The sequence below is a fragment of the Pseudomonas sivasensis genome, assembly GCF_052938085.1.
Genome location: NZ_CP176442.1, coordinates 1,161,408 through 1,176,127 on the forward strand (window position 1 = coordinate 1,161,408; position 14,720 = coordinate 1,176,127).

The following is a 14,720-nucleotide window of genomic DNA, read 5'->3' on the forward strand; positions in this document are numbered from 1 at the left end:
TTTCGGAAGAGTACTGCCGTCCCACCTGTATTTTTATCTGGGCGGCTCTTTCTTTTTTGTGTCGGCGCAAAGTTATATCACGCAGACTCTAATGACGATACTTACCAAACTTTCCTTTCAGCTTCTTTACGAGGCTGTCGTAAATTGCTAGGTCCATGTCGCAAATTCACAGTCCTGAATGTTACGGGACTGACAACTTCAATGCTGTTTTCAGACCTCTTTCGAAGTTTGAAACCTTCCGTGGGGCGCATCGAAACGCTGCTGTTCTTTTATCGCGAAACACCTGCTTCCAAACGGGTGTCGTTGCCGACGATGTGAGTGTGAATGCAACAAGCGCGCCCAAACCGGTAACCGAATGTCATTTTTTCGTGAAAAGCGTGGTGGGCGTGTAAAAACCTCATAAGTACGGGGTTTTTACGCCGTTTTGTTTGGGCTTGACGTGCATGGGTTACGCCTGTTCGGTGGTACTAAAACACTGTGCCAGAGAAAAACGTTACCGGTTCACCCTACAAGTGGGTAGTCGGCGGATCCCTTTGATGCACAAGTGGGTCATTTTGGTGCGCCCTTGAAAGGCCCGGATTAGCGTAGCTCAAATATTTGCCTGCCTCTTAAGAGTGCAGGTTTTTATCGGTTTGCGTTACGTTGCTGCCATTCGCCGTGAAGCCTGGCGCGTTCAAAGGTATGCTGGCGCCTGAAACTGACCTGCCGAACGGAGTGCCCGTGGTGTTCGCCTTAGATCAACGTTTGCAACAAGACACACTGGTCATCGGGGACTTCCCGCTGTGCCGCCTGCTGCTGTCCAATGATTCGAACTACCCCTGGTTCATCCTGGTGCCGCGTATCAACGGTATCAGCGAAGTGTTTCAGCTGGATGTCGCAGATCAACATACCTTGTGGCAAGAGACCACTGCCTTGGCGCAGTGGCTGAATGAAGGGTTGGCCGCCGACAAGATGAACATTGGCGCGCTGGGCAACGTCGTCAGCCAATTGCATGTGCATGTGATCGTACGCAAGCGTGATGACGCTGCCTGGCCTGCTCCAGTGTGGGGCAAGCATCCGGCCCAGCCGTACACTGAAGAGCAACTGGTCGCCATTCGTTCGCGTCTGCGCGAGCTGCTGCCCGCCGACTTTATCTTTACCCAGGGCTGAACCATGGATCTGCAAGACCGCGTCACTGAACTGGAAAGCCGCCTGGCCTTCCAGGACGACACCATCGAAACCCTGAATGACATCCTGGTCACCCAGCAGCGGGCCGTCGAACGGCTGCAGTTGCAGATGACCGCGCTGCTTAAGCGCCAGGAAGAAATGGGCGGGCAATTCGAGTCATCCGAAGAGGAAGCGCCGCCGCCTCACTACTGATCGACAGGCAATAAAAAAACCGCGACCCAGCCAGGCTGGATCGCGGTTTTTTTTGCTGCGACGGCTGGAATCAGCGACGCGGCAATGCAGCGATCACGTCTTCGGCTTGTAGGCCTTTGTCGCGATTCATCACGGAAAACTCCACGCGCTGGCCTTCAACCAGAACACGATGGCCTTCGCCGCGAATGGCCCGGAAGTGGACGAAGATATCGTCGCCCGAATCACGGGAAATAAAGCCGAAGCCTTTGGATGTGTTGAACCACTTGACGGTACCGGTATCCCGATTGGTCATGTCGTAGTTTTGCGACGCGGCCGCGGGGGACGAGCGGTAGAAGCTGATAGCCAGGTGAAGAGCGATGGCGACCACAGCAATTACCAGGCTGAGCAGGATGGCCGGATGGCCGCCGACTTCAGGCATGGGTGCCAGGAGGGTGAGGGTTTGTACGACAACGGTCAGTACCAGCAGCGCGCTGACCAGGTTTTGCAGTTGATGGCGCGTGCCTTTGTTCCAGTAAGGGATTACTGGGGCGAGCGTCAGGTTAAGAAGGCCGAACAAGGCCAGGTACAAAGCGTCATGTTGTTGCAGGTAGGGCAGGCTTTCAGGCTGCAGGCTCGGGATAAAGGACAGCAGCAACGCTGCAACGCCCGTTAGCAGGTGGACGATTTTCAACATTTTGATTAACTCACGTTAAGACGGATCACAAGGAAGAGCTGACTGGCACGGTTCGCTTCTGAACAATGGGAGGCGTTGGGCACGTGCACGGGTATCAGCCTATGCCGCTCGCCGTGAAAAAACGGCGGCGACACGCTGCCTATTTAACAGCAAAGGCTGTGCCTACTCAAATCAAGCATTTTCGTGCTTTGCAGGGTGCGGGGCATTTCTGCGTGAAACGCTGGTCCTAGACAGGTGCAGGTGTTTTTTGGGCGGTTGGCGGGAATTTTCCTGCGTAGCTCAAAGGGCTTGGTTGCCGCCGAAGAGGGCGTAAAGCGCAGGACCATTTGCCGCACCGTGTCCTTGGCGGGCTGCGCGTCAGCAGCACTCTTGCTACAGTGGTCCTGCACCTGATCAATGAATGCTTGTCAATTGAAGGGGATAAACATGGCAATCGATATCGGTATCAGTGAAGAAGATCGTAAATCCATCGTCGATGGGCTTTCACGACTGCTTTCCGATACCTATGTACTGTACCTGAAGACCCACAACTTCCATTGGAACGTCACGGGCCCCATGTTTCGGACGCTGCACTTGATGTTCGAAGAGCAGTACAACGAGCTGGCGCTGGCGGTTGACTCTATTGCCGAGCGTATCCGTGCCCTGGGTTTTCCGGCGCCGGGTGCCTATTCGATCTATGCCCGTCTGTCTTCCATCAAGGAAGAAGAGGGCGTACCCAGCGCAGAAGAGATGATCAAGCAGTTGGTGGCGGGCCAGGAAGCTGTCACACGGACCGCGCGGGGTATTTTCCCGCTGCTTGATAAAGTCAGCGATGAGCCGACTGCAGACTTGTTGACTCAGCGTATGCAGGTTCACGAGAAAACCGCGTGGATGCTGCGCTCTCTTCTCGAAAATCAGTAGTCGTTGACCCCAAGTGGCGCCATCGCGGCGCCACTTGCTTGTTTCCATGCATTTCCTAGCGTTGTCCTACGCCTTTCAACGTCCCGTCTTCTGGCTGCCTGCCTCGTCCTGCTGTTTTATAGGGTCACTGCCCAATGGGAGGACCCGTGGGCTGCTGTTTGGCAATGGAGTGTCAGGTGTATGTCACGTGGAGTGGATATTGGAGTAATGGAAACCGGTGGTTTTCATAAGATAAACGTCGACCCCTTCGCCAAGGGATTCGATATGGGGCTGGCCAAGCCAATGTCCCGATCGGTACGGCTCAATGGGTTTTCCACTTGTCTGCGGCTTGAGCAGATCTATTGGAACATCCTCACGGAAATAGCCAGGATCAATGCCTGCTCTGTCAGTGCGCTGCTGTCCTATGTCGATCGGGAAGTGCACTTGCGGTATGGAGGTGTGAAGAACTTCAGTGGCTTGGTCAGGGTTGTGTGCGTGGTTCATCTATTAAAAGGCCGTGTTGCCTCGCCAAACCCTGAGTGATCGGTCGGCTTTGGGGCCGGTCCGCCGTCGAAGTGGACCAGGCTCCGGGCAGAAAGCCGGCTGCGCTGCCTCGATTTACCAGATATAATCTCGCGCTTTGCTGCTGCCGGGGCTTTCTCCCTCTGCTCTACTCCAAGAGCGGGCGCGGCACAGTAACGATCGATCGCCGAGACATCGCCATGCCCATGTACGACTATCAATGTGCTTCCTGTGGACATCAGTTGGAAGCCATCCAGAAGATCAGCGCCGCGCCGTTGGTCGATTGCCCGGCCTGCCAGGCACCCGAGCTCAAGAAGATGTTGTCCATGCCAGGCTTCCGCCTGAGCGGCAGCGGCTGGTACGAGACCGATTTCAAGACCGGCTCGAAGAAGAATCTGGCCGGCGGCGACAAAGCAGACTGAGTTGAACTCCACGCGCAGGCTACTGCATTATCCGTCCCCTGCTTAACTGTGCGGTGACGAGGCAAGCCTCCACCGAATTTCGAATTACGAGAAGTGAAACCACGACCATGATGCGCAGCCACTATTGCGGCCAACTGAACGAGACCCTGGAAGGTCAGGAAATTACCCTTTGCGGATGGGTTCACCGTCGCCGCGACCACGGCGGGGTGATCTTCCTCGATATCCGTGATCGTGATGGTCTGGCCCAAGTGGTATTTGACCCGGACCGCGCCGAGAGCTTCGCCGCCGCTGACCGTGTGCGCAGCGAATACGTCGTGAAGATCACCGGCAAGGTTCGCCTGCGTCCGGCCGGTGCCGTGAACGCGAACATGGCGTCCGGTGCGATCGAAGTGCTGGGTTATGAGCTGGAAGTGCTAAACGAGTCGGAAACTCCGCCGTTTCCACTGAATGAATATTCCGACGTCGGCGAAGAAACCCGCCTGCGCTACCGCTTCCTCGACTTACGTCGTCCGGAAATGGCCGAGAAGCTGCGTCTGCGTTCGCGCATGACCACCAGCATCCGCCGCTTCCTCGACGAAAACGGCTTCCTTGACGTAGAAACGCCAATCCTGACCCGGGCCACCCCGGAAGGCGCGCGTGACTACCTGGTGCCTAGCCGTACCCACGCCGGTTCGTTCTTCGCTCTGCCGCAATCGCCGCAGCTGTTCAAGCAACTGCTGATGGTGGCCGGCTTCGACCGTTACTACCAGATCGCCAAGTGCTTCCGCGACGAAGACCTGCGCGCCGACCGCCAGCCGGAATTCACCCAGATCGACATCGAGACCAGTTTCCTCGATGAAAAAGAGATCATGGGCCTGACCGAGCAGATGATCCGCAACCTGTTCAAGGAAGTGCTGGACCTGGAGTTCGGCGAATTCCCGCACATGACCTTCGAAGAAGCCATGCGCCGCTACGGCTCCGACAAGCCAGACCTGCGTAACCCGTTGGAACTGGTGGACGTTGCCGACCAACTGAAAGAAGTTGATTTCAAAGTTTTCAGCGGCCCGGCCAACGATCCTAAATGCCGCATCGCGGCCCTGCGCGTGCCTGGCGGCGCGAGCATGCCGCGCAAGCAGATCGACGACTACACCAAGTTTGTCGGCATCTACGGTGCCAAGGGCTTGGCGTACATCAAGGTCAACGAGCGCGCCAACGGTGTTGACGGTCTGCAATCGCCGATCGTGAAAAACATTCCGCTGGACAACCTCAACGCGATTCTGGATCGCGTTGGCGCGGTCGACGGCGACATCGTGTTCTTCGGTGCAGACAAAGCCAAGATCGTCAGCGAAGCCTTGGGCGCGCTGCGTATCAAGCTGGGCCACGACCTGGACCTGCTGACCTGCAAGTGGGCACCGATGTGGGTTGTCGACTTCCCAATGTTCGAAGAGAACGACGACGGCAGCTTCAGCGCCTTGCACCATCCGTTCACCGCGCCGAAGTGCTCGCCTGAGGAATTGGAAGCCAACCCGGCTGGCGCACTGTCCCGTGCCTACGACATGGTGCTCAACGGCACCGAACTGGGTGGCGGTTCGATCCGTATCCATCGCAAAGAGATGCAACAAGCGGTATTCCGCCTGTTGGGCATCAACGAAGCGGAGCAGGAAGAGAAGTTCGGCTTCCTTCTCGACGCCCTGAAGTACGGCGCGCCGCCTCACGGTGGCCTGGCGTTCGGTCTCGACCGTCTGGTGATGCTGATGACCGGTGCCCAGTCGATCCGTGAAGTGATCGCCTTCCCGAAAACCCAGAGTGCTGCGGACGTCATGACCCAGGCTCCGGGTGTGGTGGATGCCAAGGCGCTGCGCGAACTGCACATCCGTCTGCGCGAGACGCCAAAGGCTGAGTAAGGCTGCTGCGTGAAAGCGCTATAGGGTTTTACGCAGTCAAAAAGGCGCATCTTCGGATGCGCCTTTGCGTTAAAGAGCTGTATCCCGCCTGGGGCGGGGTTGATCAAGGTTTCTAGAGAATTTCGGAGTTGTGTTATGGCTGGCCATTCCAAGTGGGCGAACATCAAGCACCGCAAAGAGCGTCAGGATGCCAAGAAAGGCAAGATTTTCACCAAGTGGATTCGCGAGCTGACCGTCGCTGCCCGTCAAGGCGGTGGTGATCCGGGCTCCAACCCGCGTCTGCGCCTGGCACTGGACAAAGCGCTCGGCGCCAACATGAGCCGCGACATTATCGACCGCGCTGTGGCCCGTGGTGCCGGCGCTGCCGATACCGACGACATGGTTGAGCTGACCTACGAAGGCTATGGCCCAGGCGGCGTGGCGGTGATGGTCGAGTGCATGACCGATAACCGCAACCGCACAGCCGCCGCTGTGCGTCACGCGTTCAGCAAGTGTGGCGGCAACCTCGGGACTGACGGTTCGGTGGCCTATCTGTTCGAGCGCAAGGGCCAGATTTCCTTTGCGCCTGGCACGGATGAAGATGCGCTGATGGAAGCCGCGATGGAAGCGGATGCCGACGACGTGGTGACCAACGAAGACGGTTCCATCGATGTATTCACCTCGTTTGCCAGCTTCTATGCCGTGCGCAACGCCCTAGAAGCTGCTGGTTTCAAAGGCACCGACGCGGAAATCGTGATGCTGCCGACCACCAGCGCCGAGTTGGACTTGGATGGCGCGCAGAAGGTGCTGAAGCTGCTGGATATGCTGGAAGACCTGGATGATGTGCAAAACGTGTATTCCAACGCCGATATTCCGGAATCCGTGGCCGAACAGCTAGGCTGAGGAATGACGTAGATCCAAATGTGGGAGGGGGCTTGCTCCCGATGGCGGTCGTCCAGTTAGACATAAGCTGACTGACACACTGCTATCGGGAGCAAGCCCCCTCCCACATTGGAACTACGGTGTATCAAAAAATGTGTTTATCCAACCTGCAGGCGTTATGACTTTAATCCTAGGTATCGACCCCGGTTCGCGCATCACCGGCTTTGGTGTGGTGCAACACACCCCGCGCGGCTGCGTCTATGTCGCCTCGGGCTGCATCCGCACCGGCGCGGGCGAGTTAGCCGAGCGCCTGCAGATTGTTTATCGCGGCGTGCGCGAAGTGATCCAGACCTACGGGCCGGTGACCATGGGCATCGAAAAGGTGTTCATGGCAAAAAACGCTGACTCGGCGTTGAAGCTCGGCCAGGCCCGTGGCGCTGCCATCGTCGCCGGCGCCGAAGAGAGCCTGGAAATCGCGGAATACACTGCTACTCAGGTCAAGCAGGCCGTGGTCGGCACCGGCGCCGCTAATAAAGAGCAGGTTCAGATGATGGTCATGCACATGCTCAAGCTCACCTCAAAACCGCAGATTGATGCCTCTGACGCCCTGGCTATTGCCATTTGCCATGCACACACCCGTTCCAGCCTGCTGCCCCACGGGTTGGGCACAGCACGCAGTCGTGGCGGGCGGCTGCGTCTCTGATAGCATCAGCGCAATCGAAATTTGCGGTCAGGCCTCGATCTGACCCCCACGCTTTAAGGATTTGAACCGTGATTGGACGCTTGCGCGGCACCCTGGCTGAGAAACAGCCGCCGCACCTGATTCTGGATGTAAACGGGTTGGGGTATGAGCTCGAAGTGCCCATGACCACACTCTATCGCCTACCGTCGGTCGGTGAGCCGATAACGCTGCATACCCATTTGGTGGTGCGCGAAGACGCGCAACTACTCTATGGTTTCATCGGCAAGCGTGACCGAGACTTTTTTCGCGAACTGATTCGCCTCAATGGCGTAGGGCCGAAACTGGCGCTGGCCTTGATGTCGAGCCTGGAAGTAGACGAGTTGGTGCGTGCCGTTTCGGCCCAGGACACCTCGGCTTTGACCAAGGTACCGGGTGTGGGCAAGAAAACCGCTGAGCGCCTGTTGGTCGAGCTCAAAGACCGCTTCAAGGCCTGGGAGGTTGTGCCGAGCATGTTCGCCCTGGTGCCGAACCAGCCGGATATGCCGGCGGGCCAAGTAGCGAGCGCCGAAAGCGATGCGGTCAGCGCGCTTATCTCTCTGGGCTATAAGCCGCAGGAGGCAAGCAAGGCGGTGTCGGCGATTAAAGACAAGAACCTGAGCAGCGAAGACATGATCCGCCGAGCCCTGAAGGGAATGATTTAAGTGATTGAAGCTGATCGTCTGATTGCGGCCACTGGTCCGCGCGACCGTGAAGAAGTTCAGGACCGGGCCATCCGCCCCCTGAGCCTGGCCGACTACATCGGCCAGCCCACCGTGCGTGAGCAAATGGAGTTGTTTATCCAGGCCGCGCGCGGGCGCAGTGAGTCCCTGGATCACACATTGATTTTCGGTCCACCGGGGCTGGGTAAAACCACCCTGGCCAATATCATTGCGCAGGAAATGGGGGTGTCGATCAAATCCACCTCCGGCCCGGTGTTGGAGCGTCCGGGTGATCTTGCGGCGCTGCTCACCAACCTTGAACCTCACGACGTACTGTTTATCGACGAGATTCACCGGTTGTCGCCCATCGTTGAGGAAGTGCTGTACCCGGCGATGGAGGACTTTCAGCTCGACATCATGATCGGCGAAGGTCCGGCGGCGCGCTCGATCAAGCTCGACCTGCCACCGTTCACCCTGGTGGGGGCGACGACTCGTGCGGGCATGCTCACCAACCCATTGCGAGACCGTTTCGGCATTGTTCAGCGTCTTGAGTTCTATAGCACGGCGGATCTGGCGACCATCGTCAGCCGTTCGGCGAGCATACTTGGCTTGCCCCTGGACCCGGAAGGCGCGTTTGAGATTGCGCGTCGTGCCCGTGGCACGCCACGGATCGCCAACCGATTGCTGCGTCGTGTGCGCGATTTTGCTGAAGTGCGGGCCAAGGGGCATATCACCAAGGCAGTGGCTGACTTGGCGCTGAACTTGCTGGACGTGGACGAGCATGGTTTCGATCACCAGGATCGACGTCTACTCTTGACCATGATCGAGAAATTCGACGGCGGCCCGGTGGGCGTTGACAGCCTGGCTGCGGCCATCAGTGAAGAGCGGCATACCATTGAGGATGTTCTTGAGCCGTACCTGATCCAGCAGGGCTACATCATGCGCACGCCAAGAGGGCGGGTGGTGACGCGTCACGCTTATCTGCACTTTGGATTAAACATTCCGTCACGATTGGGTGAGATGCCCGTGGTAGACGAATTCCTCGATGCAGTGGACGATTAAAAGCTTCATGGGGGTCGATTTATTCGATGTTTGTGCTGTCCCAGTGTCTGGCGTCGTCATTCAGTCACTGCAAATGTTTCAAAGAATGAAAAAACAGTTGCCCAGCCGGATTGGCAACCTCAGGAGTAAGCACTAGAGTATGCGCGCGCAAAACGGGGATCAGTCGTTCGCACATCGCTGTCGCGTTTATTACGAGGACACCGATGCCGGCGGCATCGTTTATTACGTCAATTACCTCAAGTTCATGGAGCGGGCTCGAACCGAGCGGCTACGGGAGCTGGGCTTTGCCCAATCCCAGCTGGCAGGGGAGGACCTGTTATTCGTCGTGCATTCCAGCGAGGCGCGTTACCACGCGCCGGCGCGACTGGACGACGAGCTTCTGGTTAGCGCTGAAGTAATCGAATTGAACCGTGCCAGCCTGCGTTTCAAGCAGCAGGTCAGGCGGGCAACGGATGCAACGCTGCTCTGTGAGGGGCAGTTCCTGGTGGCGTGTGTACGCACCAACAGTTTGAAACCTCGGGCCATTCCCGAAACTCTACGTGCGGCCTTTGCCGCCGTGAGCGGCGCGGGTAAACAATCAAAGCAGGAGATTTAGCGTGGAACCTACCGTCGTCGACCATTCCTCCATGTGGAGCCTGGTCAGCAATGCCAGTGTTGTGGTTCAACTGGTGATGCTGATCCTGGTAGCCGCATCGGTTACCTCTTGGGTCATGATTTTTCAGCGCAGCAACCTGCTGCGTGCCGGTCGACGTGCCCTGGAGAGCTTTGAAGAGCGCTTCTGGTCGGGTATCGACCTGTCCAAGCTCTACCGCCAGGCCGGCAGCAACCCGGACCCGGATTCGGGTGTGGAGCAAATCTTCCGTGCCGGCTTCAAGGAATTCTCGCGTCTGCGTCAGCAGCCGGGTGTTGATCCGGAAGCAGTGATGGAAGGTGTGGCTCGTGCCATGCGCGTCGCCATCTCGCGTGAAGAAGAGAAGCTGGAGCAGAGCCTGCCGTTTCTCGCCACCGTTGGTTCCGTCAGCCCGTACATCGGCCTGTTCGGTACCGTGTGGGGGATCATGAACTCCTTCCGAGGCCTGGCCCAGGCCCAGCAAGCTACCCTGGCCACAGTGGCCCCAGGTATCGCCGAAGCTCTGATCGCTACCGCGATCGGCCTGTTCGCCGCTATCCCCGCTGTTATCGCCTACAACCGTTTTGCCGCGCGCGGCGAGAACCTGATTGGCCGTTACTACACCTTCGCCGATGAATTCCAGGCGATCCTGCACCGTAAAGTGCACACCAGCGAAGAATAAGCAGGTACTCCCCGATGGCTTTAATCACTCGAGCTCGAACCAAGCGCAAGCCGGTCGCCGAGATGAACGTAGTGCCTTACATCGACGTGATGCTGGTGCTGCTGGTGATCTTCATGGTGACCGCGCCGATGCTCAACCAGGGTGTGAAGGTTGATCTGCCCAAGGTTTCCAGCGAAGCCTTGCCTCAGGACAACAATACCCAGGTCTTGACCATCTCGATCAAGGCTGACAAGACCTATTACTGGAACCTTGGCAGCGAAGTCGACACCCAGAAGCAGCAGGACAAGGCTCTGACCCTGCCGGCGATGACTGATGCTGTGACCAAGATCATTCGCTCCGGCAACGAAGGCGGCAAGCACACCCAGGTCTTCATTCGCGGCGACAAGTCGGTCGACTACGGCTCCGTCATGGGCGCCATGGGCGGGCTGCAGAAGGCCGGCGTCGGTAACGTTGGCTTGATTACCGAGGCGCCCTGATGCAGCAACAGCGAGAGCCGTCCGCCTCGGAAAGCTACTTCTGGCCTAGCGTCTGGGCAATTGCCCTGCACGTCCTGGTGTTTGGCATGTTGTTCGTCAGCTTTGCCATGACTCCGGACTTGCCGCCAGCCAAGCCGATCGTGCAGGCGACCCTGTATCAGCTGAAATCGAAAAGTCAGGCCACCACCCAGACCAATCAGAAGATTGCGGGTGAGGCCCAGAAGTCGGCTGCGCGCCAGACTGAAGTCGAACAGATGGAACAGAAGAAGGTCGAGCAGGAAGCGGTGAAGGCTGCTGCGGAACAAAAGAAAGAAGAGGCGGCTCAAAAGGCCGAGGAATCGAAAAAGGCTGACGAAGCGAAGAAGGCCGACGAGGCGAAAAAGGCTGATGAAGCCAAGAAGTCCGAGAAAGCTGCCGAAGCTAAAAAGGCTGAAGAGAAACAATTGGCTGATATAGCCAAGAAGAAATCTGAAGAAGAAGCGAAAAAAGCTGCCGAAGAAGAGGCCAAGAAAAAGGCCGCTGAAGAGGCCAAGAAAAAGATAGTCGAAGACGCGAAGAAGAAAGCCGCCGAAGACGCCAAGAAAAAAGCTGAAGCAGACGAGGCGAAGAAGAAGATCGCCGACGACGCGAAGAAGAAAGCTGCCGCCGACGCCACCAAGAAAAAGGCCCAGGAAGCAGCGCGTAAATCCGCCGAAGAGAAAAAGGCCCAGGCCTTGGCAGATTTGCTCTCCGACACGCCGCAGCGTCAGCAAGCCTTGGCCGATGAGCGTGGTGATGAAGTCGCGGGCAGTTTCGACGACCTGATTCGGGCACGGGCAGCAGAAGGCTGGACACGTCCACCTTCGGCGCGCAAAGGCATGACAGTAGTGCTGCAGATCGGCATGTTGCCGGACGGTACGGTGACTTCGGTCAGCGTGGCCAAGTCCAGTGGTGATGGTTCGTTCGACAGTTCGGCGGTTGCCGCAGTCAAGAACATTGGCCGGTTGACCGAGATGCAGGGAATGAAACCAAGCGACTTCGCTCCCTATCGTTCATTCAAGATGACATTCACACCTGAGGATCTAGCCTTGTGAGAAACCTTCTTCGAGGAATGCTTGTCGTTATTTGCTGTATGGCAGGGATAGCGGCGGCGGATGAAAAGAACATCCTGGTAACCAGCGGTAGCGACCGGGCCACCCCGATCGCTGTTGTACCGTTCGGTTGGCAGGGCGGCAGTGTGCTGCCGGACGACATGGCCCAGATCGTCAGCGACGACCTGCGCAACTCCGGTTACTACGCGCCGATTCCGAAAGGCAACATGATCAGCCAGCCGAACCAGGCCAGCGAAGTCGTGTTCCGTGACTGGAAAGCCGTTGGCGCCCAGTACCTCATGGTCGGCAACATCGTGCCGGCCGGCGGTCGCCTGCAAATCCAATACACCTTGTTCAACGTGGCCACCGAGCAACAGGTCCTGACCGGCAGCGTTTCGGGCACCACCGAACAACTGCGGGACATGGCCCACTACATCTCGGACCAGTCGTTTGAAAAACTTACCGGTATCAAAGGGGCGTTCTCAACCCGCCTGCTTTACGTAACGGCTGAGCGTTTCTCTGTAGATAACACCCGCTACACTCTGCAGCGCTCGGACTACGACGGCGCACGTGCCGTGACGTTGCTGCAATCGCGTGAGCCAATCCTGTCGCCGCGCTTTGCGCCGGACGGCAAGCGCATTGCCTACGTGTCGTTCGAACAGAAGCGTCCGCGCATTTTCGTCCAGCACATCGATACTGGTCGTCGTGAGCAGATCACCAACTTCGAAGGCCTCAACGGTGCGCCAGCCTGGTCGCCGGATGGTTCGCGCCTGGCATTCGTGCTGTCTAAAGACGGCAACCCGGATATCTACGTGATGAACATGGCTTCGCGCCAGATCAATCGTGTTACCAGTGGCCCGGGTATCAATACTGAACCGTTCTGGGGCAAGGATGGTTCGACCATCTATTTCACCTCTGACCGGGGCGGCAAGCCACAAATCTACAAATCGAGCATTAGTGGTGGCGGCGCGGAACGAGTGACCTTTATTGGTAACTACAACGCTAACCCTAAGCTTTCGGCTGATGAAAAGACGTTGGTGATGATTCACCGTCAGGATGGCTTCACTAATTTCCGGGTTGCGGCCCAGGATTTGCAGCGTGGAACCGTAAAAATCCTCACAGATACCAACCTTGATGAGTCAGCTACTGTTGCGCCCAACGGCACCATGGTAATCTACGCCACCCGCCAGCAGGGCCGGGGAGTCTTGATGCTCGTGTCCATTAATGGACGCGTGAGGCTCCCGCTTCCTACCGCTCAAGGCGAAGTCAGAGAACCGTCCTGGTCCCCTTACCTGAACTGACGCGGCGCTACAAAAAGAAGTACTTAACACACTGGGGTTCATTAGGAGTTTCACGATGGAAATGCTGAAGTTTGGTAAGTTTGCTGCTCTGGCTCTGGCTCTGTCCGTAGCCGTTGGTTGCTCGTCTAAAGGCGGCGACAATGCCGGTGAAGGCGCAGCTGTTGATCCAAACGCTGGTTACGGCGCTAACACTGGTGCAGTTGACGGCTCCCTGAGCGAAGAAGCTGCTCTGCGCGCTATCACCACTTTCTACTTCGAATACGACAGTTCGGACCTGAAACCAGAAGCCATGCGCGCTCTGGACGTTCACGCGAAGGACCTGAAAGCTAACGGCGCTCGCGTTGTTCTGGAAGGTAACACCGACGAACGTGGTACTCGTGAGTACAACATGGCACTGGGCGAGCGTCGTGCGAAAGCCGTTCAGCGCTACCTGGTACTGCAAGGTGTTGCTCCAGGCCAACTGGAACTGGTTTCCTACGGTAAAGAGCGTCCAGTTGCTACTGGCCACGACGAGCAGTCCTGGGCTCAAAACCGTCGCGTCGAACTGCGTAAGTAATTCGTCATGCGAACGTGCCGTCGTGCTCTAACTGTATTGGCTCTCAGCTTCGCACCGCTTGCGGTGTGGGCTGCGGTTCCTGTGGAAGATAGCAACTCTGGCTATAACAATAGCGGGAGCAGCTATCCGCCAGCAGGTTATGGCACGAACGGCGCCTATGCTGGGGGGGCGGCTACGTCCGCCCCTTCGGCACAGGGCGAACTGTTCAACCAGCTGCAACGCATGCAGGATCAATTGGCGCAGCAACAAGGCACCATTGAAGTTCTGCAGAATGAAGTGCGTCAGCTGAAGCAAGAAGGCCTGGAGCGTTACCAGGATCTTGATCGACGCATAGGAGCCGGCGTTACACCTGCCGCTACTCCTGATAATTCTTCTGCCGGTGGCGCGCCAAGCGCCGCTGCCGGTGGTGCAGCAGTAGGCGCCGCGGCCGCGAGCCAAGCCCCTGCCGCCAGCAGTGAACCGGGTGATCCTGCGAAGGAAAAGCTGTATTACGATGCAGCCTTCGACCTGATCAAAGCCAAGGATTTCGATAAGGCCAGCCAGGCGTTTACCGCCTTCCTGCGCAAATACCCAAACAGCCAGTACGCGGGCAACGCCCAGTACTGGTTGGGCGAGGTGAACCTGGCAAAGGGTGATTTGCAGGGGGCGGGCCAGGCATTTGCCAAGGTCAGCCAGCTGTACCCCAAGCACGCCAAGGTGCCGGATTCGCTGTACAAACTCGCTGACGTAGAGCGCCGCCTGGGTCATACCGACAAGGTCAAAGGCATTCTGCAGCAGGTCGTTGCCCAATATCCGGGCACTTCTGCTGCACAGTTGGCTCAACGGGATCTGCAACGCTTGTAAGCGATCCTGTCCGTTTAGAAGAAACCCGCGCCTGGCGCGGTTTTTTTCGTTAGAATCCACGCCCTTTTATGACACCCGCTTCCTGGGGCCTACGCGTTGGCGGGGTTCCTTGAAGTGCCTGACGGAGGCGGACAGCCTGTT

General features: G+C 57.6%; 18 protein-coding genes. 17 read left to right on the top strand and 1 reads right to left on the bottom strand.

The window, feature by feature from the left end:
* The first annotated feature begins 723 nt into the window (after nucleotides 1-723).
* Together ACKZ62_RS05485 and ACKZ62_RS05490 are read left to right on the top strand one after the other, a co-directional pair.
* Nucleotides 724-1,149 carry an HIT domain-containing protein gene (locus tag ACKZ62_RS05485; RefSeq protein WP_032890903.1) on the top strand — a complete coding sequence of 142 codons (426 nt, stop codon included), beginning with the start codon at nucleotides 724-726 and terminating at the stop codon, nucleotides 1,147-1,149.
* Nucleotides 1,150-1,152: 3 nt separating this feature from the next.
* Complete coding sequence (locus ACKZ62_RS05490; protein ID WP_032890904.1) at nucleotides 1,153-1,359, top strand: SlyX family protein; 207 nt, start codon at nucleotides 1,153-1,155, stop codon at nucleotides 1,357-1,359.
* A 70-nt stretch (nucleotides 1,360-1,429) separates the two neighbouring features.
* Here the strand turns inward: ACKZ62_RS05490 and ACKZ62_RS05495 are convergent, their stop codons facing one another.
* A complete protein-coding gene (locus tag ACKZ62_RS05495; protein ID WP_032890906.1) occupies nucleotides 1,430-2,032 on the bottom strand; it encodes a cold-shock protein in 603 nt (200 codons plus the stop codon).
* Between the two features lie 426 nt (nucleotides 2,033-2,458).
* Here ACKZ62_RS05495 and ACKZ62_RS05500 point away from each other — a divergent pair, with 426 nt between their 5' ends.
* The 15 genes from ACKZ62_RS05500 (at nucleotide 2,459) to ybgF (ending at nucleotide 14,579) form a co-directional block, all read left to right on the top strand.
* Nucleotides 2,459-2,932 carry a Dps family protein gene (locus tag ACKZ62_RS05500; protein WP_003193874.1) on the top strand — a complete coding sequence of 158 codons (474 nt, stop codon included), beginning with the start codon at nucleotides 2,459-2,461 and terminating at the stop codon, nucleotides 2,930-2,932.
* Nucleotides 2,933-3,112: 180 nt separating this feature from the next.
* Nucleotides 3,113-3,454 carry a ribbon-helix-helix domain-containing protein gene (locus ACKZ62_RS05505; protein ID WP_095185763.1) on the top strand — a complete coding sequence of 114 codons (342 nt, stop codon included), beginning with the start codon at nucleotides 3,113-3,115 and terminating at the stop codon, nucleotides 3,452-3,454.
* A gap of 179 nt (nucleotides 3,455-3,633) precedes the next feature.
* Nucleotides 3,634-3,855, top strand: coding sequence for an FmdB family zinc ribbon protein (locus ACKZ62_RS05510; RefSeq protein WP_010208103.1), 222 nt, complete (start codon nucleotides 3,634-3,636; stop codon nucleotides 3,853-3,855).
* A 107-nt stretch (nucleotides 3,856-3,962) separates the two neighbouring features.
* The gene (gene aspS, locus ACKZ62_RS05515; protein WP_032890910.1) at nucleotides 3,963-5,738 is read left to right on the top strand and encodes an aspartate--tRNA ligase; all 1,776 of its coding nucleotides are present in this window, start codon (nucleotides 3,963-3,965) and stop codon (nucleotides 5,736-5,738) included.
* Nucleotides 5,739-5,873: 135 nt separating this feature from the next.
* Complete coding sequence (locus tag ACKZ62_RS05520) at nucleotides 5,874-6,620, top strand: YebC/PmpR family DNA-binding transcriptional regulator (RefSeq protein WP_032890912.1); 747 nt, start codon at nucleotides 5,874-5,876, stop codon at nucleotides 6,618-6,620.
* A gap of 157 nt (nucleotides 6,621-6,777) precedes the next feature.
* A complete protein-coding gene (ruvC, locus tag ACKZ62_RS05525; RefSeq protein WP_032890913.1) occupies nucleotides 6,778-7,302 on the top strand; it encodes a crossover junction endodeoxyribonuclease RuvC in 525 nt (174 codons plus the stop codon).
* Between the two features lie 68 nt (nucleotides 7,303-7,370).
* Complete coding sequence (gene ruvA / locus ACKZ62_RS05530; RefSeq protein ID WP_003175802.1) at nucleotides 7,371-7,982, top strand: Holliday junction branch migration protein RuvA; 612 nt, start codon at nucleotides 7,371-7,373, stop codon at nucleotides 7,980-7,982.
* Entirely contained in the window at nucleotides 7,983-9,041 is a 1,059-nt protein-coding gene (gene ruvB, locus ACKZ62_RS05535; protein WP_003175801.1) for a Holliday junction branch migration DNA helicase RuvB, read from the top strand.
* 139 nt (nucleotides 9,042-9,180) lie between these two features.
* A complete protein-coding gene (gene ybgC / locus ACKZ62_RS05540) occupies nucleotides 9,181-9,636 on the top strand; it encodes a tol-pal system-associated acyl-CoA thioesterase (RefSeq protein ID WP_032890914.1) in 456 nt (151 codons plus the stop codon).
* A gap of 1 nt (nucleotide 9,637) precedes the next feature.
* Nucleotides 9,638-10,333: a protein TolQ gene (gene tolQ, locus ACKZ62_RS05545; protein ID WP_032890916.1), complete on the top strand. Its 696-nt coding sequence runs from the start codon at nucleotides 9,638-9,640 to the stop codon at nucleotides 10,331-10,333.
* A 23-nt stretch (nucleotides 10,334-10,356) separates the two neighbouring features.
* Nucleotides 10,357-10,809 (top strand): protein TolR, encoded by a 453-nt coding sequence (tolR, locus tag ACKZ62_RS05550; RefSeq protein ID WP_160384999.1) that lies wholly within the window; start codon nucleotides 10,357-10,359, stop codon nucleotides 10,807-10,809.
* Nucleotides 10,809-11,882 carry a cell envelope integrity protein TolA gene (gene tolA, locus ACKZ62_RS05555; protein ID WP_032890917.1) on the top strand — a complete coding sequence of 358 codons (1,074 nt, stop codon included), beginning with the start codon at nucleotides 10,809-10,811 and terminating at the stop codon, nucleotides 11,880-11,882. The genes tolR and tolA overlap by 1 nt, the downstream gene beginning before the upstream one ends.
* A 17-nt stretch (nucleotides 11,883-11,899) precedes the next feature.
* Nucleotides 11,900-13,180 carry a Tol-Pal system beta propeller repeat protein TolB gene (gene tolB, locus ACKZ62_RS05560; RefSeq protein ID WP_032890919.1) on the top strand — a complete coding sequence of 427 codons (1,281 nt, stop codon included), beginning with the start codon at nucleotides 11,900-11,902 and terminating at the stop codon, nucleotides 13,178-13,180.
* A 55-nt stretch (nucleotides 13,181-13,235) separates the two neighbouring features.
* The gene (gene pal / locus ACKZ62_RS05565; RefSeq protein ID WP_003209827.1) at nucleotides 13,236-13,736 is read left to right on the top strand and encodes a peptidoglycan-associated lipoprotein Pal; all 501 of its coding nucleotides are present in this window, start codon (nucleotides 13,236-13,238) and stop codon (nucleotides 13,734-13,736) included.
* A gap of 6 nt (nucleotides 13,737-13,742) precedes the next feature.
* Entirely contained in the window at nucleotides 13,743-14,579 is an 837-nt protein-coding gene (gene ybgF, locus ACKZ62_RS05570; RefSeq protein ID WP_032890921.1) for a tol-pal system protein YbgF, read from the top strand.
* The last annotated feature ends 141 nt before the right edge of the window (nucleotides 14,580-14,720 follow it).